Below are 16,829 nucleotides of genomic sequence, written 5' to 3'. Positions count from 1 at the left end.
GTGTTCGGAATCAATCCGACCGGAGGGAGAGGGAAGAAGAACGGATTCCGAGGAATGGAGGAACATCCGGTGCTGTTCTGGATGTTCCGGAATGGAGCGGCAGTACGTATGAGGGCGCGGCCCGCTAGCCGTCCAGCGCGCCCTCGAAGTCGCTCAGCAGGTCGCCGATGTCCTCGATGCCCACGGAGATCCGCAGCAGGTTCGGCGTGATGCCCAGGCGGCGCTTCTCGGCGTCCGGCAGCGCCCGGTGCGAGGTGCCCCAGGGCCAGGACAGCGTGGTCATCACGTCGGCCAGGCTGGGGGCCAGCGGAATGCGCCCGGCCAGCGCCTTCACGAACGAGGGTGCGTCCTCGATGTCGGCGCTGAGCATCCCGCCGAAACCCTGCGGGAACAGATCCATGGCGAGGTGGAACTGCGGGTGGTCGCTCAGGCCGGGGTGGTAGACCGCCTTCACGCGCGGGTGGTTCACCAGCACGTCGGCCACCGCCTGCGCGTTGCCGGAGTGCGCCCGCATCCGCAGGCCCAGGGTCTTCAGGCCCTGCATGGTCATCCAGGCGTCAAAGGCCGAGATCGTGCCGCCCAGGCGCAGCAGGCGGGTGCGGGCCAGCGCCAGCAGGTCGGCGCGGCCACAGACCACCCCGCCGAAGGCCGCGGAGTGCCCGCTGAGGTACTTGCTGACCGAATGCGTGATCAGGTCGGCGCCGTGCAGGGCCGGGCGGAACACGGCCGGGCTGGCGAAGGTGTTGTCCACGCTCAGCAGCGCGCCGTGCCCGTGGGCCAGCCGGGCCAGCGCGGGCACGTCCGGCACGGTCATCAGCGGGTTGGTCAGGCTCTCGACGTGCAGCACGCGGGTACGGGGCCGGAGGGCGGCCGCCACCTCGTCGTGGTTCAGGGCGTCCACGAAGGACACCTCGATGCCCAGGCGCGGGAATTCCTCGGCCAGCAGCGCGTAGGTCACGCCGTACACGCGGGCGTCGGTGACGATGTGGTCGCCGGCCCCCAGCACGCCCAGCAGCGCCGCGCTGATCGCCGCCATGCCGCTGCCCGCCACCAGCGCGGCCTCGGTGCCCTCCAGCAGCGCCAGGGCGCGCTCCAGGGTGGCCGCATTGGGCGTGCCGTTGCGGTAGTAGAAGGCGGCCGGCTCCTCGCCGCTCATGGCGCGGTCGAGGTCGTCCAGATCGGCGAAGGCGTACACGGTGGACTGGTAGATGGGCTCTACCAGCGGCGCCGAGCGGTTGGGCCGGGCCTCCTCGCCGGAGCGGGCGGCCAGGGTGGTCAGGTCGTACTCGTGGGCAGGATCGGGAGAGGTCACCGGGCAATTGTAGGAGGTCTGCGCAGCGGTGGGCAGGACAGCGCAAAGCGCTATTTCATGTCACAGCCCAGGCCGTCGCCGTCGCGATCCCGGGCGCCGCTGTAACTCGCCTCGCCGGGCCGCAGGTCGCGCAGACCGACCGCGATCAGATCGGCACACTTCCCCTGCGCCCTAACCTGCGCGCGGGGAATCCAGCCCGACCTCGCCCCCACCGACACGCTGCACCACTGCGGCGTACAGCGCCTGATCTGGATGCTCTGCCGGGCCGCGAGGGTCGTGACGACCTTGCCCCTCGCATCGGCCGAAGAGTAGAGGCGTGAGGGAGCGGGTACCGTACCTGGCAGAAATGTGCCTGGCAGGGCCGCAGCGCCGGACATCAGCAAAAAGAATGTGAGGATCGGTGTTTTCATGCTGGGCTCAGCAGAGCAGACCCTTGATCCACAGCTCGCCTCAGATGCAGTGAATGCGGGAGGTATGAAGGACAGCTCAAGCCGAGAGAAAGGCCAGGGGTCGGGCAGAACTCCAGGTCAGGGGCGCCGCGCTTCCACGCCTTCCTCCCCCGCCCACAGCCCCTGTCTCCGGAGCGCAGCCACCAGCTTCGGTTCCCGCCCCTCCATGCCGCCGCCCGCACCGAAGTACGAGTTGAGCAGCCGCACCCAGTCGCCGGGCTGCCCGCCGCGCGAGGCGATGGGGTTCATGACCTCGATGGCCTCCCGGATCTCCTCGTCGCTGCCGGAGTGGTAGGTGTCGGTGTGGATCACCAGCGGGCGCGGCACGCGCGGGCGGTACGGGGCCTGCTCGGCGGGCCGGCCGACCGTCAGCGCGGCGAAGGGCAGCACGCCGGCCGGCAGCCCGAGCTCGTCGATAATCCCGCCCAGGCCGTTCATCACCCCGCCGATCCAGCAGCCCTGGTAGCCCAGCATCTCGGCGGCGGTGAGCAGGTTGGTGCCCGCCATCACAGCGTCGCCGATGCCGAAGTGGACGGCGATGGCGGGCCAGTGGCCGGGGGTCTTCCCGCCCACCTCCAGCACCCGGCGAACCCGCCGCACGTCGGCGCACACGACGAAGGCCTCCGAGGCCGTGGCGATGTGCGCGTTGGTGGTCAGCTCGGCGATGCGTGCGCGCAATTCCGGGCGGGTCAGCCGCACCAGCGAATACAGCTGCGCCGTGGCGTCGGTGGGCGCGCGCTGCGCGGCGTGCAGGATGGCCTCCAGATGGCCCTGAGGCAGCGGCAGCGGCGCCCCGTCCGGCCCAGTCACGTACTGGCGGACGGTGCGGTGGGCGTCGTAGAAGGCCGTGACCTGCTGGGGCGTCAGGGAGCGGGAGGGCACGTCCACAGGCTGGGGTTCAGGGGGGAGCGACATGGGGCGGAGGATAGCGCCCGACAGGGGGCCACTTAGGGCCGGGGCCACGTGGCCGGCTCCCCTGCCGAAGCTACCGCGCTGGCTGCTGGCTGGCGACCCAGAAGATCAGGCCGATGACGATCAGGTCGAGGGCCCACGCCGAGGGCCGCCGGAGCCGGCCGTCCCGCCGGGAACGCAGCACCTGGAGCCCCAGCCGCGCCAGCAGCAGCCCCGCGACGAGGTAAGGGCTGGGCGCCGGCCCCCCGCTCAGGATGGGCCACAGCAGGAGCACGGCGAGCACGCCCAGCAGCACGAAGCTGAGGATGGTCAGGGAGTCCGGCGCCGCTCTGGGACGGTCGGCCTGCTCGGGCTCGGGCTCGGGCGGGCGGCTCACCGCTGCTCGCTCACCACGGGTGCCGGCACGGGCTCCAGCACCAGCACGGCGTTCGGGGGCAGGTTCAGCCTGAGCGACTGCGCCTGGTCATTCCAGCCCTCATCGGTCGTGCTCAGGCCGGGCTGCTGGGTGCCGAAGCCGCCGAACTCGCCGTCGTCGGTGGAGAGCAGCAGGCGGTACTCGCCGGGCTGGGGCACGCCGACCGGATACTGCTCGCGGTACACCGGGGTCATGTTGGCGACCACCAGGCTCCAGGCCTCACCCTGCGGGTCGCGGCGCAGGTAGGCATAGACGGAGTTGTCGGCGTCGTCGGCGCTGATCCACTGCAGGCCCTCGTCGAGCAGGTCGCCTGTATGCCAGTCGGGGCGGGAGCAGTACAGGGCGTTCAGGCGCCGGGTCAGGTTCATGACGCCCCGGTGATCGGGCTGCTGGGTCATGTACCAGGGCAGTTCGGACTCGTAGCTCCATTCGGTCGACTGGGCGAACTCCTGGCCCATGAACAGCAGCTTCTTGCCGGGCGTGCTCCACATCAGGGCCAGGAAGGCGCGGTAGCCGGCGCGCTGGGCGTACCAGTCGCCGGGCATCTTCATCACCATGCTCTTCTTCAGGTGCACGACCTCGTCGTGGCTGATGGCCAGCACGTAGTTCTCGGTGGTGCGGTAGGCGTTGAAGAAGGTCAGCGCGTGGTGATGGTACTTACGCCACAGTGGATCCTCCTCGACGTAGCGCAGGGTGTCGTTCATCCAGCCCATGGCCCACTTGTAGTCGAAGCCCAGGCCGCCGGGGGTCGGCTTGGTCACGCCGGGGAAGGCGGTGCTCTCCTCGGCCACGATCATGCAGCCCGGCGCCATGTGGTGCACGACCTCGTTCAGGCGCTTCAGGAAGGCGATGGCCTCCAGGTTCTCGCGCCCGCCGTGGATATTCGGGATCCATTCGGTGCGCGAGAAGTCCAGGTAGAGCATGGAAGCCACCGCGTCCACCCGCAGGCCGTCGATGTGGTAGTCCTGCAGCCACTTGAGGGCCGAGCCCACCAGGAACATCACGACCTCGTTGCGGCCGTAGTCGAAGATGTAGGTGTTCCAGTCGAGGTGGAAGCCCTTGCGGGGGTCGGCGTATTCGTACAGCGGCGCGCCGTCGAACTTGGCGAGCGCGAACTCGTCGGTGGGAAAATGGCCGGGCACCCAGTCCAGCAGCACGCCGATGCCCAGCGAATGCAGGTGGTTCACGAAATACTTGAAGTCCTCGGGCGTGCCCATGCGGCTGCTGGGCGCGTAGTAGCCCGTGACCTGATAGCCCCACGAGCCGTCGAAGGGGTGTTCCATCACGCCCAGCAGCTCCACGTGCGTGAAGCCCATGTACCCCACGTACTCGCCCAGCTTGTGCGCGAGGTCGCGGTAGTTCATGAACCAGCCGTCCTCGCGGCGCTGCCAGGAGGGCAGGTGCACCTCGTACACGCTCACGGGGCGGTCGAAGCCCTGGGAGCGCGCCGTCATCCACTCCCCGTCCGTCCAGGCGAAGTCGTGCTGCCAGACGATGCTGGCGGTGGCCGGGCGCACCTCGAAGAACTGCCCGTAGGGGTCGATCTTGTCCACGGTGCGGCCGTCCGCGCCGGTGATGCGGAACTTGTAGCGCTGGCCGTTGCGCGCCGCGGGCACGAAGGCGCCCCAGTAGCCGAACTCGAGGCGCTGCATCGGGTTGTCGAAGCCGTTGTAGCCGTTGAAGTCGCCCACCACGCTGACGTGCTGCGCGGCCGGCGCCCACACCGCGAAGCGCACGCCCTCGACGCCGCCCTGGGTGACCGGGTGGGCGCCGAGCAGATGGTCAGGCCGCACGAGGTCGGCGGTGACGAGCTTCTGCAGGTTCCCATGGTCGAGCGCAAGCGGTTCAATCATGCTCAGGAGTGTAGCGGGAGGCGGCGCCGCGCTGGCGTCCCGGCCTCAGAAACGGGCGATCATCATGATTTCCCTAAGACCCTCATGAAGGCTGTCGGTGTGGGCTTCAGACCTTCACGATCCAGCCCTCCGGCGCCTCGCGGTCGCCGAACTGGATGCCGACCAGTTCCTCGTACAGGCGGCGGGTGACCGGGCCGGCCTCGGTCTCGGAGTGGAACACGTGGAAGCGCTCGCCGTGCTGGATCCCGCCGATGGGCGTGATCACGGCGGCCGTGCCACACGCGCCGGCCTCGGAGAACTCGTCCAGCCGGTCGATCGGCACGTCGCCCTCCCGCACCTTCAGGCCCAGGCGGTGCTCGGCCAGCCACAGCAGGCTGTATTTGGTGATGCTGGGCAGGATCGACGGCGAACTGGGGGTCACGAAGGTCGAGCCGCCTTTGGTGATGGCGAAGAAGTTGGCGCTGCCGACCTCCTCGATCTTCGTGTGCGTTTCGGGATCGAGGTAGATGGCGTCGGCGAAGTGCCGGGCCTTGGCCTCCTGGCCGGGAAGCAGGCTGGCGGCGTAGTTACCCCCCACCTTGGCCGCGCCGGTGCCGTGCGGAGCCGCGCGGTCGTACCCGGAGGTCACGAAATTCATGGGGCTCAGGCCCCCCTTGAAGTACGGCCCCACCGGGATGCAGAACACGCCGAACAGGAACTCCGGCGCGCTGCGGACCCCGATGTTGTCGCCCACGCCGATCACGAAGGGGCGCAGGTACAGGCTGCCGCCCGTGCCGTAGGGCGGGATGAAGTGGTCGTTGGCCCGGACGACCTGCCGACAGGCGTCGATGAACGCCGCCTGGCTGGGCGCGGGCATCAGCACCCGCTCACAGCTGCGCGCCATCCGGGCGGCGTTCTGATCCGGGCGGAAGAGGTTGACCGAGCCGTCCGCACAGCGGTACGCCTTGAGGCCCTCGAAGCACTGCTGGCCGTAGTGCAGCGCGGTGGAACCCTCGGAGATGTGCAGCACGTTGTCTTCGGTGAGGTGCCCGGCATCCCAGGCCCCGTCCTGCCAGTGCGCCAGATAGCGCCAGTCGGTGCGGATGTAGCTGAAGCCCAGGTTCGCCCAGTCGATGTCGGGCACACTCGGCCGGGGTGCGGCGCTGCCGTCGGGGATGGTGGTCTGCGTCATGCCTGATTGTCGCTCAAAGCGCGGCAGGGCACCAGAGCCGGGCGAGGTGTGGCGGGCAGGGGGAGTCCCTGGACAGGGCCGCTGGTGTGAGCCGGGTCATGTCGCCCCACCAGTCCACCCATCCTCTCCCCTACCCCAGCACGTTCGTCCGGAAGCGCTCCAGGATCGCCAGCCCGACCGCGCCGCTCTTCTCCGGGTGGAACTGCGTGGCGTGCAGGTTGCCCACGCTCAGGGCCGCCCAGAAGGGCACGCCGTAGTTCGTCAGGGCGCCGTCGGCCACGGGCACCTCGGCGGGCACGTAGTAGGAATGCACGAAGTAGGCGTAGGCCCCGGCGTCCAGGCCGCGCAGCAGGGGCGAATCCCCGCGCGCCTCCAGGGCGTTCCAGCCCATCTGCGGCACCTTCTGGCCGGGCGCGGGCACGAAGCGCCGCACCGTGCCGGGCACCAGCCCCAGCCCCGGCGTGCCCGGCGCCTCCTCGGATCCCTCCAGCAGCATCTGCATCCCCACGCAGATCCCCAGGATCGGCACGCCCGAGTGGGCGGCGTCCAGCACGGGCGCGTGGAAGCCGCTGGAATCGAAGGCCTGCATGACCTGCCGGAAGTGCCCCTGGCCGGGCACGACCACGGCGCGAGCGTGGGACACGTCGGCGGGGTCGGCACTCACGCGCACGCTCATCCCGGCGCGTTCCAGGGCCTTGGCGGCGCTGCGGACATTTCCGGCGCCGTAGTCGAGCAACAGTACCTCAGGGCGCCCCCCCGGCTGCACGGAGCTCACAGGCTCCCCTTGGTGCTCGGCAGCGCGTCGGACGTGACCCGCACCGCGTCGCGCAGGGCGCGGGCCAGCGCCTTGACGATGGCCTCGATGACGTGGTGGGCCTCACGCCCGGCGAGAAGGCGGACGTGCAGGGTGATCCCGCCGTGGTTGCACAGGCCGCGCAGGAATTCACGCAGGTGGTAGTGGGTCATGCCGCCGGCCGTGCCCCAGACCTCCAGCGTCTCGGGCTCGAAGGCCAGGTGCGCCCGGCCCGAGAGGTCGATGACCACGTGGGCCAGCGTCTCGTCCATGGGCACGAAGGCGCTGCCGTAGCGCTCGATGCCCCGGCGGTCGCCGAGCGCCTGGCTCAGCGCCTGCCCGAGCGTGATCCCGGTGTCCTCGATCAGGTGGTGGGGCTCGATGTGCAGGTCGCCGGTCGCCGTGATGGTCAGGCCCAGGCGGCTGTGGCGGGCCAGGGCGTCGAGCATGTGGTCGAAAAAGCCGTGCCCGGTGGCGGGCGCGTCGGAGGCTGGAGAATCGAGATCGAGGCGGACCGTGATGTCCGTTTCGCTGGTCGTGCGCGTGAGGGTCGCCGTGCGGCTCATACCCGCATGGTACGCACTCGGGCAGGCGCGGACGGCAGACCGTCTGGACGTGGGCTGCTGGGGCGCCGCGGGCGGGCCTCTTCCCCCTTCACCATCCTCTTAGAAAGGCTGTGGCCCCGAACGTCGAAAAGTGTACGCATTCACATAATTGGACTGGCAAAGGAAAAGGCCGGTCTGGCCGGGTTCTTTCGTTTGAACGGCGCAGGGGTGGAAATGGGTGTATTGCCTAGACGACCTGTCCAGGATGAGCGGTCAGACCGATAAAACCACCCTCGTTAACCCACAGTTCACGCCCCTCATCACGTTCTTACCCCGGAGGTCTGGATGAAGCACGCCCGTATTGCTCTTGGAACCCTGGCTGTCACCCTGCTGCTCGCCGCCTGTGGTCAGACCCCGGTGCAGACCGCCGCCAGCCCGGAGTCGGTGGCAGCCGCCCCCGAACGCACCGGCACGGCCGTGGCCCCCCTGCTGGGCACCGACAACGCCGCTGCCATTCCCGGCCAGTACATCGTGGTCTTCAGTCAGGGCGCGCTGGGCTCCAGCCTGAGCACCCAGAGTGCAGGCAGCCTGATCGGCACGCTGGGCCTCGACCCGCAGGGCGTCCGCATCCAGCACATCTACGCCCAGGCCCTAAGCGGCTTCGCGGCGACCCTCAGCGCCCAGAACCTGCAGACGCTCCGGGGCGACCCGCGCGTGAAGTACATCGAGCAGGACGGCGTGGTTCATGCCGACGCCACCCAGACGGGCGCCACCTGGGGCATCGACCGTATCGACCAGCGCGCCCTGCCGCTGGACGGCAGCTATACCTACGGCACCACGGCCAGCACCGTCACGGCGTACATCATCGACACCGGCATCCGCACCACGCACGCGCAGTTCGGCGGCCGCGCGGTCTGGGGCAGCAATCAGGTGGACACCAACAACACGGACTGCAACGGGCACGGCACCCACGTGGCGGGCACGGTCGGCGGCGGCACCTACGGCGTGGCCAAGGCGGTCAATCTGGTCGCCGTGAAGGTGCTGGACTGCGCCGGCTCGGGCAGCAACTCCGGCGTGATCGCCGGGATCAATTGGGCGGCGGCCAACAAGAGCGGCCCGGCCGTGGCGAACATGAGCCTGGGCGGCGGCGCCAGCCAGGCCGTGGACGACGCTGTGAGCGGCGCGGTGAGCAAGGGGCTGGTCATGGCGGTGGCCGCCGGCAACGACAACGTGAACGCCTGCAACTCCAGCCCGGCCCGCGCCCCCAGCGCGATCACGGTGGGTTCGACCACCAACACCGACGCCCGTTCCTCGTTCAGCAACTACGGCTCGTGCCTGGACATCTTCGCGCCCGGCAGCTCGATCACCAGCGCCTGGATCACCAACGACACGGCCACCAACACCATCAGCGGCACCTCCATGGCCACCCCGCACGTGGCCGGCGCCGCCGCCCTGGTGCTGGCCGCCAACCCGGCCTACACGCCCGCCCAGGTGGCCGGCGCCCTGACCGGCAGCGCCACCAGCGGCAAGGTCACGGGTGCCGGCACCGGCAGCCCCAACCTGCTGCTCTACACCGGAAGCGGCGCCGTCACGCCGCCGCCCAGCACCGGCACCACCTACACCGGCACGCTGAGCGCCAGCGGGTCGAGCAGCTACCAGCCCGGCACGGCCGGCTTCAGCTATGCGGGCGGCACCCTGAAGGGCGTGCTGAGCGGCCCCAGCGGCGCCGACTTCGACCTGTACCTGCAGAAGCTGAGCGGCACGACCTGGAGCACCGTGGCCTCCAGCCTGGGCTCGACCAGCTCCGAGACCGTGAACTACGCGGCGGCGAGCGGCACCTACCGCTGGCGCGTGTACGCCTACAGCGGCACCGGCAGCTTCAGCCTGACCGAAACGAAGTAGATCCTCCCCCGCACAGGCCCCCGGCGACGACCGGGGGCGTTTTCGTCTGGGCAGCACCTGGGCCCGTGCGGCGTCAGGTCAGGGACGGCCATAGACCTCGACTACCCCGATTCGTCGAAGTCGTCCTGCACGGAGTTTTCTAGAGACCCATGTGCAGCGGAACGGATGAGAGTGGGGCGAGCAATGCACTAAGTTCAGTCGCCCCGTTCTGTCTTGACCAGAATGCTATTACGTTATAAACTAAATCCATGAAGCTGAGCGATGTCCAGAAACGACTCCAGGCCCCGTTTCCCGCTCATGTGGTGGCGTGGAAGCCCGGAGTGATCACCAAGGATCGCAAGCGGGCGCTGATGCTGGCCCACATCGACGCGCGCGCCGTGCAGGACAGGCTCGACGCGATCTGCCCCGACGGCTGGAACTTCGAGGTCGAGGTGGTGGCCGGCACCCGCCTGCCCACCGTCAAGGGCCGCCTGACCGTGCTGGGCGTGACCCGCGAGGACATCGGCGAGGCCCCCGAGGGCGACCTGGGCACCCTGAAGGCCGCCAGCTCCGACGCTTTGAAGCGCTGCGCGGTGCATTTCGGCATCGGCCGGTACCTCTACGACCTGCCCAAGCAGTGGGCCGACTGGGACGATGCCAAGCGGCAGCCCACCAGCACCCCCGAGCTGCCCGACTGGGCCCGCCCGGATCACGAGCGCAGCCCCGGCGGCGCCCACCTCGTGCAGGCCATGGAGCAGCTCCGCTACGAGCTACCCGAGGATCTGGAACTGCAGCGCGAGGTCTACAAGCACCTCAAGGCCGCGCTGAGCAGCCTCCACCCCGAATCCGGCCTGAGCGGACAGGGACGGGCGGCGTGAACCCGGCCCCGAGCCCCCGCTCGCTGGCCCTGGCGATGGGCGTGGTACTGAGCCTGATGCTGGTCGGCGGCGCCCTGGCGAGACTGCTGTAGCGGAAGCCCTGCCCCCCCTCTGGCGGAGCCTGTCCAGCGTGGTCTGGACGGGTTCCGTGCGTTCTCTCTGGCCCCCTAACCCCGACCCTGCGAGACCCAGGCGCTGTCCCCGCGCCGGTTGCGCAGGCGAGACGACCATAGGCCTACGCTGAGGCCATGACGTGGAATCCGGAGCAGTACCACCGCTTCCAGGCCGCCCGGAGTGCCCCCGCCCGCGACCTTCAGGCCATGATTCCCGAGCAGCCCTACCGGCAGATCATCGACCTGGGCTGCGGCACCGGCGAGCAGACCGTAGAACTCGCCCGACGCTTTCCGGAGGCCCTGGTCATCGGTCTGGACAGCAGCGCCGAGATGCTGGCGGGGGCGCGGGCACAGCTGGCCCCCACCCTGTCGTTCGTACAGGACGACATCCTGAACCTGGGGGGCGAGTACGACCTGATCTATTCGAACGCGGCCCTCCAGTGGCTGCCCCATCACCCGGCGCTACTGAGCCGGCTGTGGGGCCACCTGAACCCCGGCGGCGTGCTGGCCGTGCAGGTGCCCGCCAACCACGACCACGCCAGCCACCGCCTGCTGAGCGACACCGCCGCCGAGTTCACAGCCGAACTGGGCGGCTTCTCGCGCTTCGGCACGGCCCAGGGCGCCTCGCCAGTGCTGACGCCCGCCCGCTACGCCGAACTGCTCGACGCCCTGGGCGCCGGGGAGATCACCGCGCTGAGCAAGGTCTACCCGGTCGTGCTGCCCGGCGCCGAGGGGCTGATCGAGTGGACGCGCGGCACGGCCCTGGTGCCCTACCTCTCGAAGCTGGGAGAGGCGGATCAACGGCGTTTTCTGGACGCCTACCGCGCCCGGCTGAGGGGCGAGTTCCCCGGTGAGCGCGTGTACTACGCCTTCACACGGGTGCTGTTCGTGGCGCGGAAGGTGGCCGCCTCAGCCTGAAGGCCGGTGGTGACTGAGCACTGGCTGGGCGGCTGCCATGACGCCGATCCGCGGAAAGACGGGAAGTGATCCGGGCGCGGGCCCAGCGTGGGCGGTTTATTTCAGCAATTCCAGAGGGCTGGTGTCCCTGTCCAGCATCTGCGGAGTCAGGAGCATCAACAGACGCGCCGAGGTGCCCGATCTGTCAGTGAGGGTGCCCTCTGCGAGGTACATGTTCCTGAACATGCCGTCGCCCACCCGGAAGACGTTCATCTTCTGGTCTGTTCGCTTGGGATCGGTCATGATCTTCACAAATGTGAGCTGTTGCGCGCCCAACATGACGTTGGCCTTGACCTGTGGATTCGTCACCTTCACCGCCCAGTGCGCCTGGTTGACCTTGGGCATATAGATGACCTCAATCCCCTCGACAGGCAATCCTGGCGGCATGGCCCAGATTTTAATGACGATCTGGCCCATCACGCGCGATTCCATCAGCGGCGTGGCCTTCACACTCCCAGTCACGTACGACCAGAGGGTCTTGGAATAGTCCGCCGCGCTGGCCGAGCCCAGCAGGGCCAGGGCTGGGACGAGGAAATGAGGTCTCATCTCGGCTCAGCTTCGCCCCTGACCCCTGACCCGACCGTCACAGACTCGGCAGATCAAGGTTCAGTCCACCGCAAGACGAACAGCCTGCGCCTATACGCCCTTTCTCGTGACGCCCTTCATGGGCCGATGCGTCCAGGGATCGTCCGGCCAGGGATGCTTGGGATAGCGGCCGCGCAGGTCTTTGCGAACCTCGAAATACGAGGAGTTCCAGAACGATCTGAGATCCTGCGTGACCTGCACGGGCCGCCCTGCCGGCGAGAGCAGGTGCAGCAGCACGGGCGTGCGCCCCGCGTTCACGGTGGGCGTGTCGGCCAGTCCGAACAGTTCCTGCAGCTTCACGGCCAGGATGGGCGCCTCGCCGGGCCGGTAGGTCAGCCGGATGCGGCTGCCGGTGGGCACGCTCAGGTGGGTGGGGGCCAGTTCGTCCAGCTCACGGGTCTTGTCCCACGGGAGCCGGGCCTGGAGGGCGGGCAGCAGCGCCACGCGGGCCAGTTCCTCGCGCGTGCGAACCGGGCCCAGGTGCGGCCCCAGCCACTCCTCCAGGGTATCCAGCAGGGCGTCGTCGCTCAGGTCGGGCCAGCCGTCCTCGGGGCGCCAAGCGCGAAGGGACTCGACCCTGGCCCGGAAGGAGGCGGCCTCCGGGCTGAAGCTCAGTAGGTGCAGCCCCTCGCTGCGAATGGCTCCTGACAGGGCGGTGATGCGCTGTTCAGCAGGCAGGTTCTTGAGAGGCCGGGCCGCCAGCACCAGCGCGCCCAGCCGCTGCTCCTGCTTCGCCACCAGCGCCCCAGCCCGCGCGTCCCAGCGCACGGAGTCGTGCCAGGTGGCCTGCTCACTCAGGGCGGCCAGCTCCAGCGGCGCCGCCAGATAGATGCGGCCCTCCGCCTGCCGGGCGTCCAGGTGAGCCACCGCCAGCGCCCGCGCCCCGGCCAGGGCGTCGCCCTCGGGCAGAGCGGCGCCCTGCCCACCGGCCAGGAGGTAGCGGCCGCCCGGCAGGCCTGCCACCGCCTCGCGGGCCAGGGCGATCCGCTCCGGGTAGGCCAGGGCCACCAACGAGCCCACATCGAAGGTCTCGGGCGGGGAATCGTCCGCCCTCACCCCCAGCAGGCCACGCCACTGGCGCGACAGGCGCTCGACCCGTTCCAGAACGGCCTCGTCTCCCCTGCCCGGCTGCCGGCATCGCCAGGCCCGCAGCGCCGACACGCGCTCGGTCAGGTCGGCGCCCGTTCCCGGGGGCAGCGGGTCGCGTTCCTCCAGCAGCGCGGCCACGTCGGCGGCCAGGGCACCCAGCCCCCGCCCGGCGCCCACTGAGAGCAGGTGCGCCAGCCGGGGGTGGGTCGGGAACTCCAGCAGGCGCTGGCCCTCCGGGGTGGCCCGGCCCCCGGCGTCCAGGGCGCTCAGCCCGCGCAGCAGCGTCCGGGCGACCTCCACTCGGGGCTCCGGCGGCGCGTCCAGCCAGGCCAGCGCTGCGGGATCGCTCTCTCCCCACTGGGCCAGTTCCAGGGTCAGCGGGGCCAGGTCGGCCTCCAGGATCTCCGGCGGGCGCGACTCCGGCAGCAGCGCCTGGGTGCGCTCGCTCCACAGGCGGTAGGCCACGCCGGGGGCCGTTCGTCCGGCACGGCCCGCGCGCTGGGTGGCGCTGTCGCGGGTCACGCGGGCGGTGACCATGCGGCTCAGGCCCGTGCCCGGGTCGAAGGCCTGCCCCCGGCTCTGGCCGCCGTCCACGACCACCCGCACCCCCTGGATGGTCAGCGAGGTCTCGGCGATGGAGGTCGCCAGCACCACCTTGCGCCGGCCCTGCGGGTCGGGCAGCAGGGCGCGGCGCTGCTCCCTCAGGGGCAGGTCGCCGTACAGCGGCAGCACCTCGGCGCCCACTCCGGAGAGCTGTCCCTGCGCGCCGCGGATCTCGCGCACGCCCGGCAGGAAGGCCAGGATGTCGCCGGGGTGCTCCTCCAGGGCGGCGCGCACCGTGCGGGCGACCACGTCCTCGACCCGGCCCGCCGGATCGGTGGGCAGGTAGCGCACCTCGACCGGATACGCCCGGCCCTGGCTCTCGATCAGCGGGGCGCCCAGCCGCACAGGCAGACCAGGATCGAGGGTCGCGCTCATGACCAGCACGCGCAGATCGTCCCGCAGGGCGCCCTGCACCTCGCGCAGCAGGGCCAGCGCCAGGTCGGCGTTCAGCGAGCGCTCGTGGAACTCGTCGAGGATCACCAGCCCCACGCCGGCCAGTTCCGGGTCGCGCTGCAGGCGCCGGGTCAGGATGCCCTCAGTGACGACCTCCAGGCGGGTGCGCGCCGAAACGCGCGACTCGAAGCGCACGCGGTAGCCCACCGTGCCGCCCACGTCCTCGCCCAGGCCCTCGGCCAGCCGCGCCGCCACCGCCCGCGCCGCCACCCGCCGGGGCTGCAGCATGATGATCTGCCGACCCGCCAGCCAGGGCTCGTCCAGCAGTTCCAGCGGCAGCGCGGTGCTCTTGCCCGCCCCAGGCGGCGCCTGCACGACCACCAGCGGATGCACCGACAGCGCCTGTTTCACCGCTGGAATCACCTCGGCGATGGGAAGGAGGGGAAGGCCAGTCACGGGTGGAATGCTACAGGGGCGGCGGCGACCACACACTGCCGACGGTCATGATGTGGCCGATCAGCCCAGACCCAGCACGTTCCGCAGGTCGTCCAGCACGGCGTCCGGCCTCTCCGCCCCCAGCGCGTGCCCGGTGTTCAGGAAGGCGGCCCGCAGGCCGATCTGCTGCGGCCCCCAGACATCGTTGCGGGGCGAGTCGCCCACGAACCAGCAGTCGCCGGCCGGTGCGTCCAGACGCTCCAGCGCCAGCCGGTGGATGGCCGGATCGGGCTTGCTCAGGCCGACCGCGCGGCTGATGACCACATCGTCCACCAGATCGCGCAGACCACAGGCCTCCAGGGAGCGCGTCTGAAGCTCCTCCCAGCCGTTCGTCACGACGCCTATCCTCACCCCGCGTTCCCGCAGAGCCCGCAGGACGGTGTGCGCGTGGGGCATGGCCTGGGCCGAGTCCACACGCGTCCAGAAATCAGCGCACAGGGCGTCTGGGTGGTGCTCCAGCCCGAACTCCTGCACGAGCTGTGGCATCACGTCCTGCTTCGAACGGTAGCCGAAGTCGTCCAGCTCGAGAAAACGGACGCCATAGCCGGATGGGAGATCGAAGCGCCGAAGGTGCCCTTCCAGCCAGATCTGGATGGTCGCTGCTCGGTCGTGCAGTGTCCCGTCCAGATCGAAGAGGATGACCCTCAAACTTCGGCCTGGCCCTTGTGGAAGTCGGCGCCCAGGGCCCGGACGTCCTCGTGGATCAGGCTGGTGTTGATGCAGGTGGCCGCGTGCATTCCGGCGGCGGCGGCCTGCACCACGTACTGCGGGGCACCGGTCATGTCGCCCACCGCGTACACGCCACTCACGCTGGTCTCGCCCAGGTCGTCGACCACCACCCGGCCCTGCTCGTTCAGGGCGCAGCCCAGCGCGGCGGGCAGCGCGCTCCCCTGCTCCTGCGCGGGCGAGACGAACAGGGCGTCCAGGGGCAGGAGCGGCGCCCGGTGGAAGGTCACGCACAGCGGCGACGTGCCGGTCACCGAGCGCACGTCCTGTTCCCGCACCCGCACGCCGACCCGCGCGAGATCGCGGGCCTGCAGGTCGGTGAGCAGGCTGGGGCCGTCGCTGATCAGCGTGACCCGGTCTGACCAGGCCCTCACCGTCAGGGCCAGGTGGTGCGCGGCCTGACCCTGGCCGTAGACGCCGATGGCCTTGTCCTGATGCTCCCAGCCGTCGCAGTAGGGGCAGTGGAAGACGCCCTGGCCCCAGCGCTCGCGCAGCCCGGCCACATTGGGCAGGATGTCGCGCACGCCGCTGGCGAACAGCAGACGGCGCGTGTGGTGCCAGTCCGGGCCGACGCGCACCGCGAAGCCTGTGCCGTCTGGCCGCACCTCGCGGGCGGGTTCGGGCCGCACGGTCACGTCATAGGCACGCAGGTCGGCCAGCCCGCGGGCCTTGAGGTCGTCCGGCCCGATGCCGTCTCGGGTGAGCAGGCCGTGGGCGGCCCCCACCGGCGCGTTGCGGGGCGGGCCGCCGTCGAGCAGCAGCACCCGCCGCCGCGACCGCCCCAGGGTCAGGGCCGCGCTCAGCCCGCCGGGGCCGGCGCCGACGATGATCACGTCGAACTCCGCCTGGTCTGGCCCCACCTGATCTGGGCGGGTCATGTCCGCACGCCGGCCCGCACCGTGACGTCCGTCAGCACGGCGTCCCGGGGCGCGTCCAGCATGAAGGCGATGGTGGCGGCCACGCTCTGCGGCTCGATGTAGGTATCCGGGTCGTAGGCCCCCCCCTCCTGCGAGCGGACGAGCTGCTGCATGGGCGTGGCGGTGCGGCTGGGATAGACCGTGCCGACCCGGACGCCGTGGAGGGCCTCTTCCTCACGCAGGGCATCGGCCACGGCGCGCAGGGCGAACTTGCTGGCCGCGTAGCTGGCCCAGCCCGCATTGGCGCGCAACCCGGCGCCGGAGTTCACGAACACGAACGTGCCCCGCTCCTCCCGGACTCGGGGCAGCAGCACCCGCGTCAGTTCGGCCGGGGCGACCGTGTTCACGGCCAGGGTGTGCGTCCAGACCGCGTGCGCCTGATCGGCCACCGCGCCCAGTTCCACCACGCCAGCGTTGTGGATCACGTTCGTGACCCGCTTCAGACCGGCGACCGCCTCCGCGAACGTCTGCGGGCGGGTCAGGTCGAGCGGCAGCCCAGTGGCCCCGAGTTCGCTGCACAGCGCCGCCAGCCTCGCATCGCCCCGCCCGCTCAGGATCAGGTCATGGATAGGCGCCAGGACTCGGGCCAGGGCCGAGCCGATGCCCCCGGCAGCGCCGGTGATCAGGGTAACGGGCCTGCCGCTGGGGCTCATAGGACTCATGGGCAGACGCTAGCGCACCAGGGCCGTACGGAACTGCTGTTCTTGAAACAGAACGGCTTCGACAGGCCAGGGCCGCTTGT

16 protein-coding genes are annotated in these 16,829 nt (G+C 70.3%); 3 read left to right on the top strand and 13 right to left on the bottom strand.

Annotated features, from left to right (window positions below):
- Positions 1-124 precede the first annotated feature (124 nt).
- The 8 genes from CVO96_RS15365 to hisB all read right to left on the bottom strand — a co-directional run bounded on the left by CVO96_RS15365 (position 125) and on the right by hisB (position 7,471).
- Positions 125-1,312 (bottom strand): trans-sulfuration enzyme family protein, encoded by a 1,188-nt coding sequence (locus CVO96_RS15365; protein WP_103312978.1) that lies wholly within the window; start codon positions 1,310-1,312, stop codon positions 125-127.
- A gap of 50 nt (positions 1,313-1,362) precedes the next feature.
- Positions 1,363-1,689 carry an excalibur calcium-binding domain-containing protein gene (locus tag CVO96_RS15360; protein ID WP_165795319.1) on the bottom strand — a complete coding sequence of 109 codons (327 nt, stop codon included), beginning with the start codon at positions 1,687-1,689 and terminating at the stop codon, positions 1,363-1,365.
- Between the two features lie 150 nt (positions 1,690-1,839).
- Positions 1,840-2,676 carry a nitroreductase family protein gene (locus CVO96_RS15355; RefSeq protein WP_103312976.1) on the bottom strand — a complete coding sequence of 279 codons (837 nt, stop codon included), beginning with the start codon at positions 2,674-2,676 and terminating at the stop codon, positions 1,840-1,842.
- Between the two features lie 70 nt (positions 2,677-2,746).
- Positions 2,747-3,049 carry a hypothetical protein gene (locus CVO96_RS15350; protein ID WP_103312975.1) on the bottom strand — a complete coding sequence of 101 codons (303 nt, stop codon included), beginning with the start codon at positions 3,047-3,049 and terminating at the stop codon, positions 2,747-2,749.
- A complete protein-coding gene (locus CVO96_RS15345) occupies positions 3,046-4,941 on the bottom strand; it encodes a 1,4-alpha-glucan branching enzyme (RefSeq protein ID WP_103312974.1) in 1,896 nt (631 codons plus the stop codon). Before CVO96_RS15345 ends, CVO96_RS15350 begins: the two co-directional genes overlap by 4 nt.
- Positions 4,942-5,047: 106 nt before the next feature.
- Positions 5,048-6,112 (bottom strand): branched-chain amino acid aminotransferase, encoded by a 1,065-nt coding sequence (locus tag CVO96_RS15340; protein ID WP_103312973.1) that lies wholly within the window; start codon positions 6,110-6,112, stop codon positions 5,048-5,050.
- Positions 6,113-6,242: 130 nt separating this feature from the next.
- Positions 6,243-6,887 carry an imidazole glycerol phosphate synthase subunit HisH gene (gene hisH / locus CVO96_RS15335; RefSeq protein ID WP_103312972.1) on the bottom strand — a complete coding sequence of 215 codons (645 nt, stop codon included), beginning with the start codon at positions 6,885-6,887 and terminating at the stop codon, positions 6,243-6,245.
- Positions 6,884-7,471, bottom strand: coding sequence for an imidazoleglycerol-phosphate dehydratase HisB (gene hisB, locus CVO96_RS15330; RefSeq protein WP_103312971.1), 588 nt, complete (start codon positions 7,469-7,471; stop codon positions 6,884-6,886). The genes hisH and hisB overlap by 4 nt, the downstream gene beginning before the upstream one ends.
- Positions 7,472-7,795: 324 nt before the next feature.
- On the opposite strand from hisB, the gene CVO96_RS15325 reads away from it, so the two are divergent.
- The 3 genes from CVO96_RS15325 (at position 7,796) to CVO96_RS15315 (ending at position 11,240) form a co-directional block, all read left to right on the top strand.
- Entirely contained in the window at positions 7,796-9,352 is a 1,557-nt protein-coding gene (locus CVO96_RS15325) for a S8 family peptidase (RefSeq protein WP_103312970.1), read from the top strand.
- A gap of 248 nt (positions 9,353-9,600) precedes the next feature.
- Positions 9,601-10,209, top strand: coding sequence for a single-stranded DNA-binding protein DdrA (gene ddrA, locus CVO96_RS15320; protein ID WP_103312969.1), 609 nt, complete (start codon positions 9,601-9,603; stop codon positions 10,207-10,209).
- Positions 10,210-10,457: 248 nt separating this feature from the next.
- Complete coding sequence (locus CVO96_RS15315) at positions 10,458-11,240, top strand: methyltransferase domain-containing protein (protein WP_103312968.1); 783 nt, start codon at positions 10,458-10,460, stop codon at positions 11,238-11,240.
- A 96-nt stretch (positions 11,241-11,336) separates the two neighbouring features.
- Here CVO96_RS15315 and CVO96_RS15310 read toward each other — a convergent pair whose 3' ends face one another.
- The 5 genes from CVO96_RS15310 to CVO96_RS15290 all read right to left on the bottom strand — a co-directional run bounded on the left by CVO96_RS15310 (position 11,337) and on the right by CVO96_RS15290 (position 16,740).
- Positions 11,337-11,825, bottom strand: coding sequence for a hypothetical protein (locus CVO96_RS15310; RefSeq protein WP_103312967.1), 489 nt, complete (start codon positions 11,823-11,825; stop codon positions 11,337-11,339).
- A gap of 90 nt (positions 11,826-11,915) precedes the next feature.
- Positions 11,916-14,414 carry an ATP-dependent helicase HrpB gene (hrpB, locus tag CVO96_RS15305; protein WP_423739380.1) on the bottom strand — a complete coding sequence of 833 codons (2,499 nt, stop codon included), beginning with the start codon at positions 14,412-14,414 and terminating at the stop codon, positions 11,916-11,918.
- Between the two features lie 51 nt (positions 14,415-14,465).
- Positions 14,466-15,092, bottom strand: coding sequence for an HAD family hydrolase (locus tag CVO96_RS15300; RefSeq protein ID WP_103312965.1), 627 nt, complete (start codon positions 15,090-15,092; stop codon positions 14,466-14,468).
- Positions 15,089-16,048 carry an NAD(P)/FAD-dependent oxidoreductase gene (locus CVO96_RS15295; protein WP_103312964.1) on the bottom strand — a complete coding sequence of 320 codons (960 nt, stop codon included), beginning with the start codon at positions 16,046-16,048 and terminating at the stop codon, positions 15,089-15,091. The genes CVO96_RS15300 and CVO96_RS15295 overlap by 4 nt, the downstream gene beginning before the upstream one ends.
- The gene (locus tag CVO96_RS15290; protein WP_103312963.1) at positions 16,045-16,740 is read right to left on the bottom strand and encodes an SDR family oxidoreductase; all 696 of its coding nucleotides are present in this window, start codon (positions 16,738-16,740) and stop codon (positions 16,045-16,047) included. Before CVO96_RS15290 ends, CVO96_RS15295 begins: the two co-directional genes overlap by 4 nt.
- Positions 16,741-16,829 lie beyond the last annotated feature (89 nt).

Source organism: Deinococcus koreensis, assembly GCF_002901445.1.
In the GTDB taxonomy this organism is placed as follows: Bacteria; Deinococcota; Deinococci; order Deinococcales; family Deinococcaceae; genus Deinococcus; species Deinococcus koreensis.
This window is presented reverse-complemented; position numbering and strand designations above follow the sequence as displayed.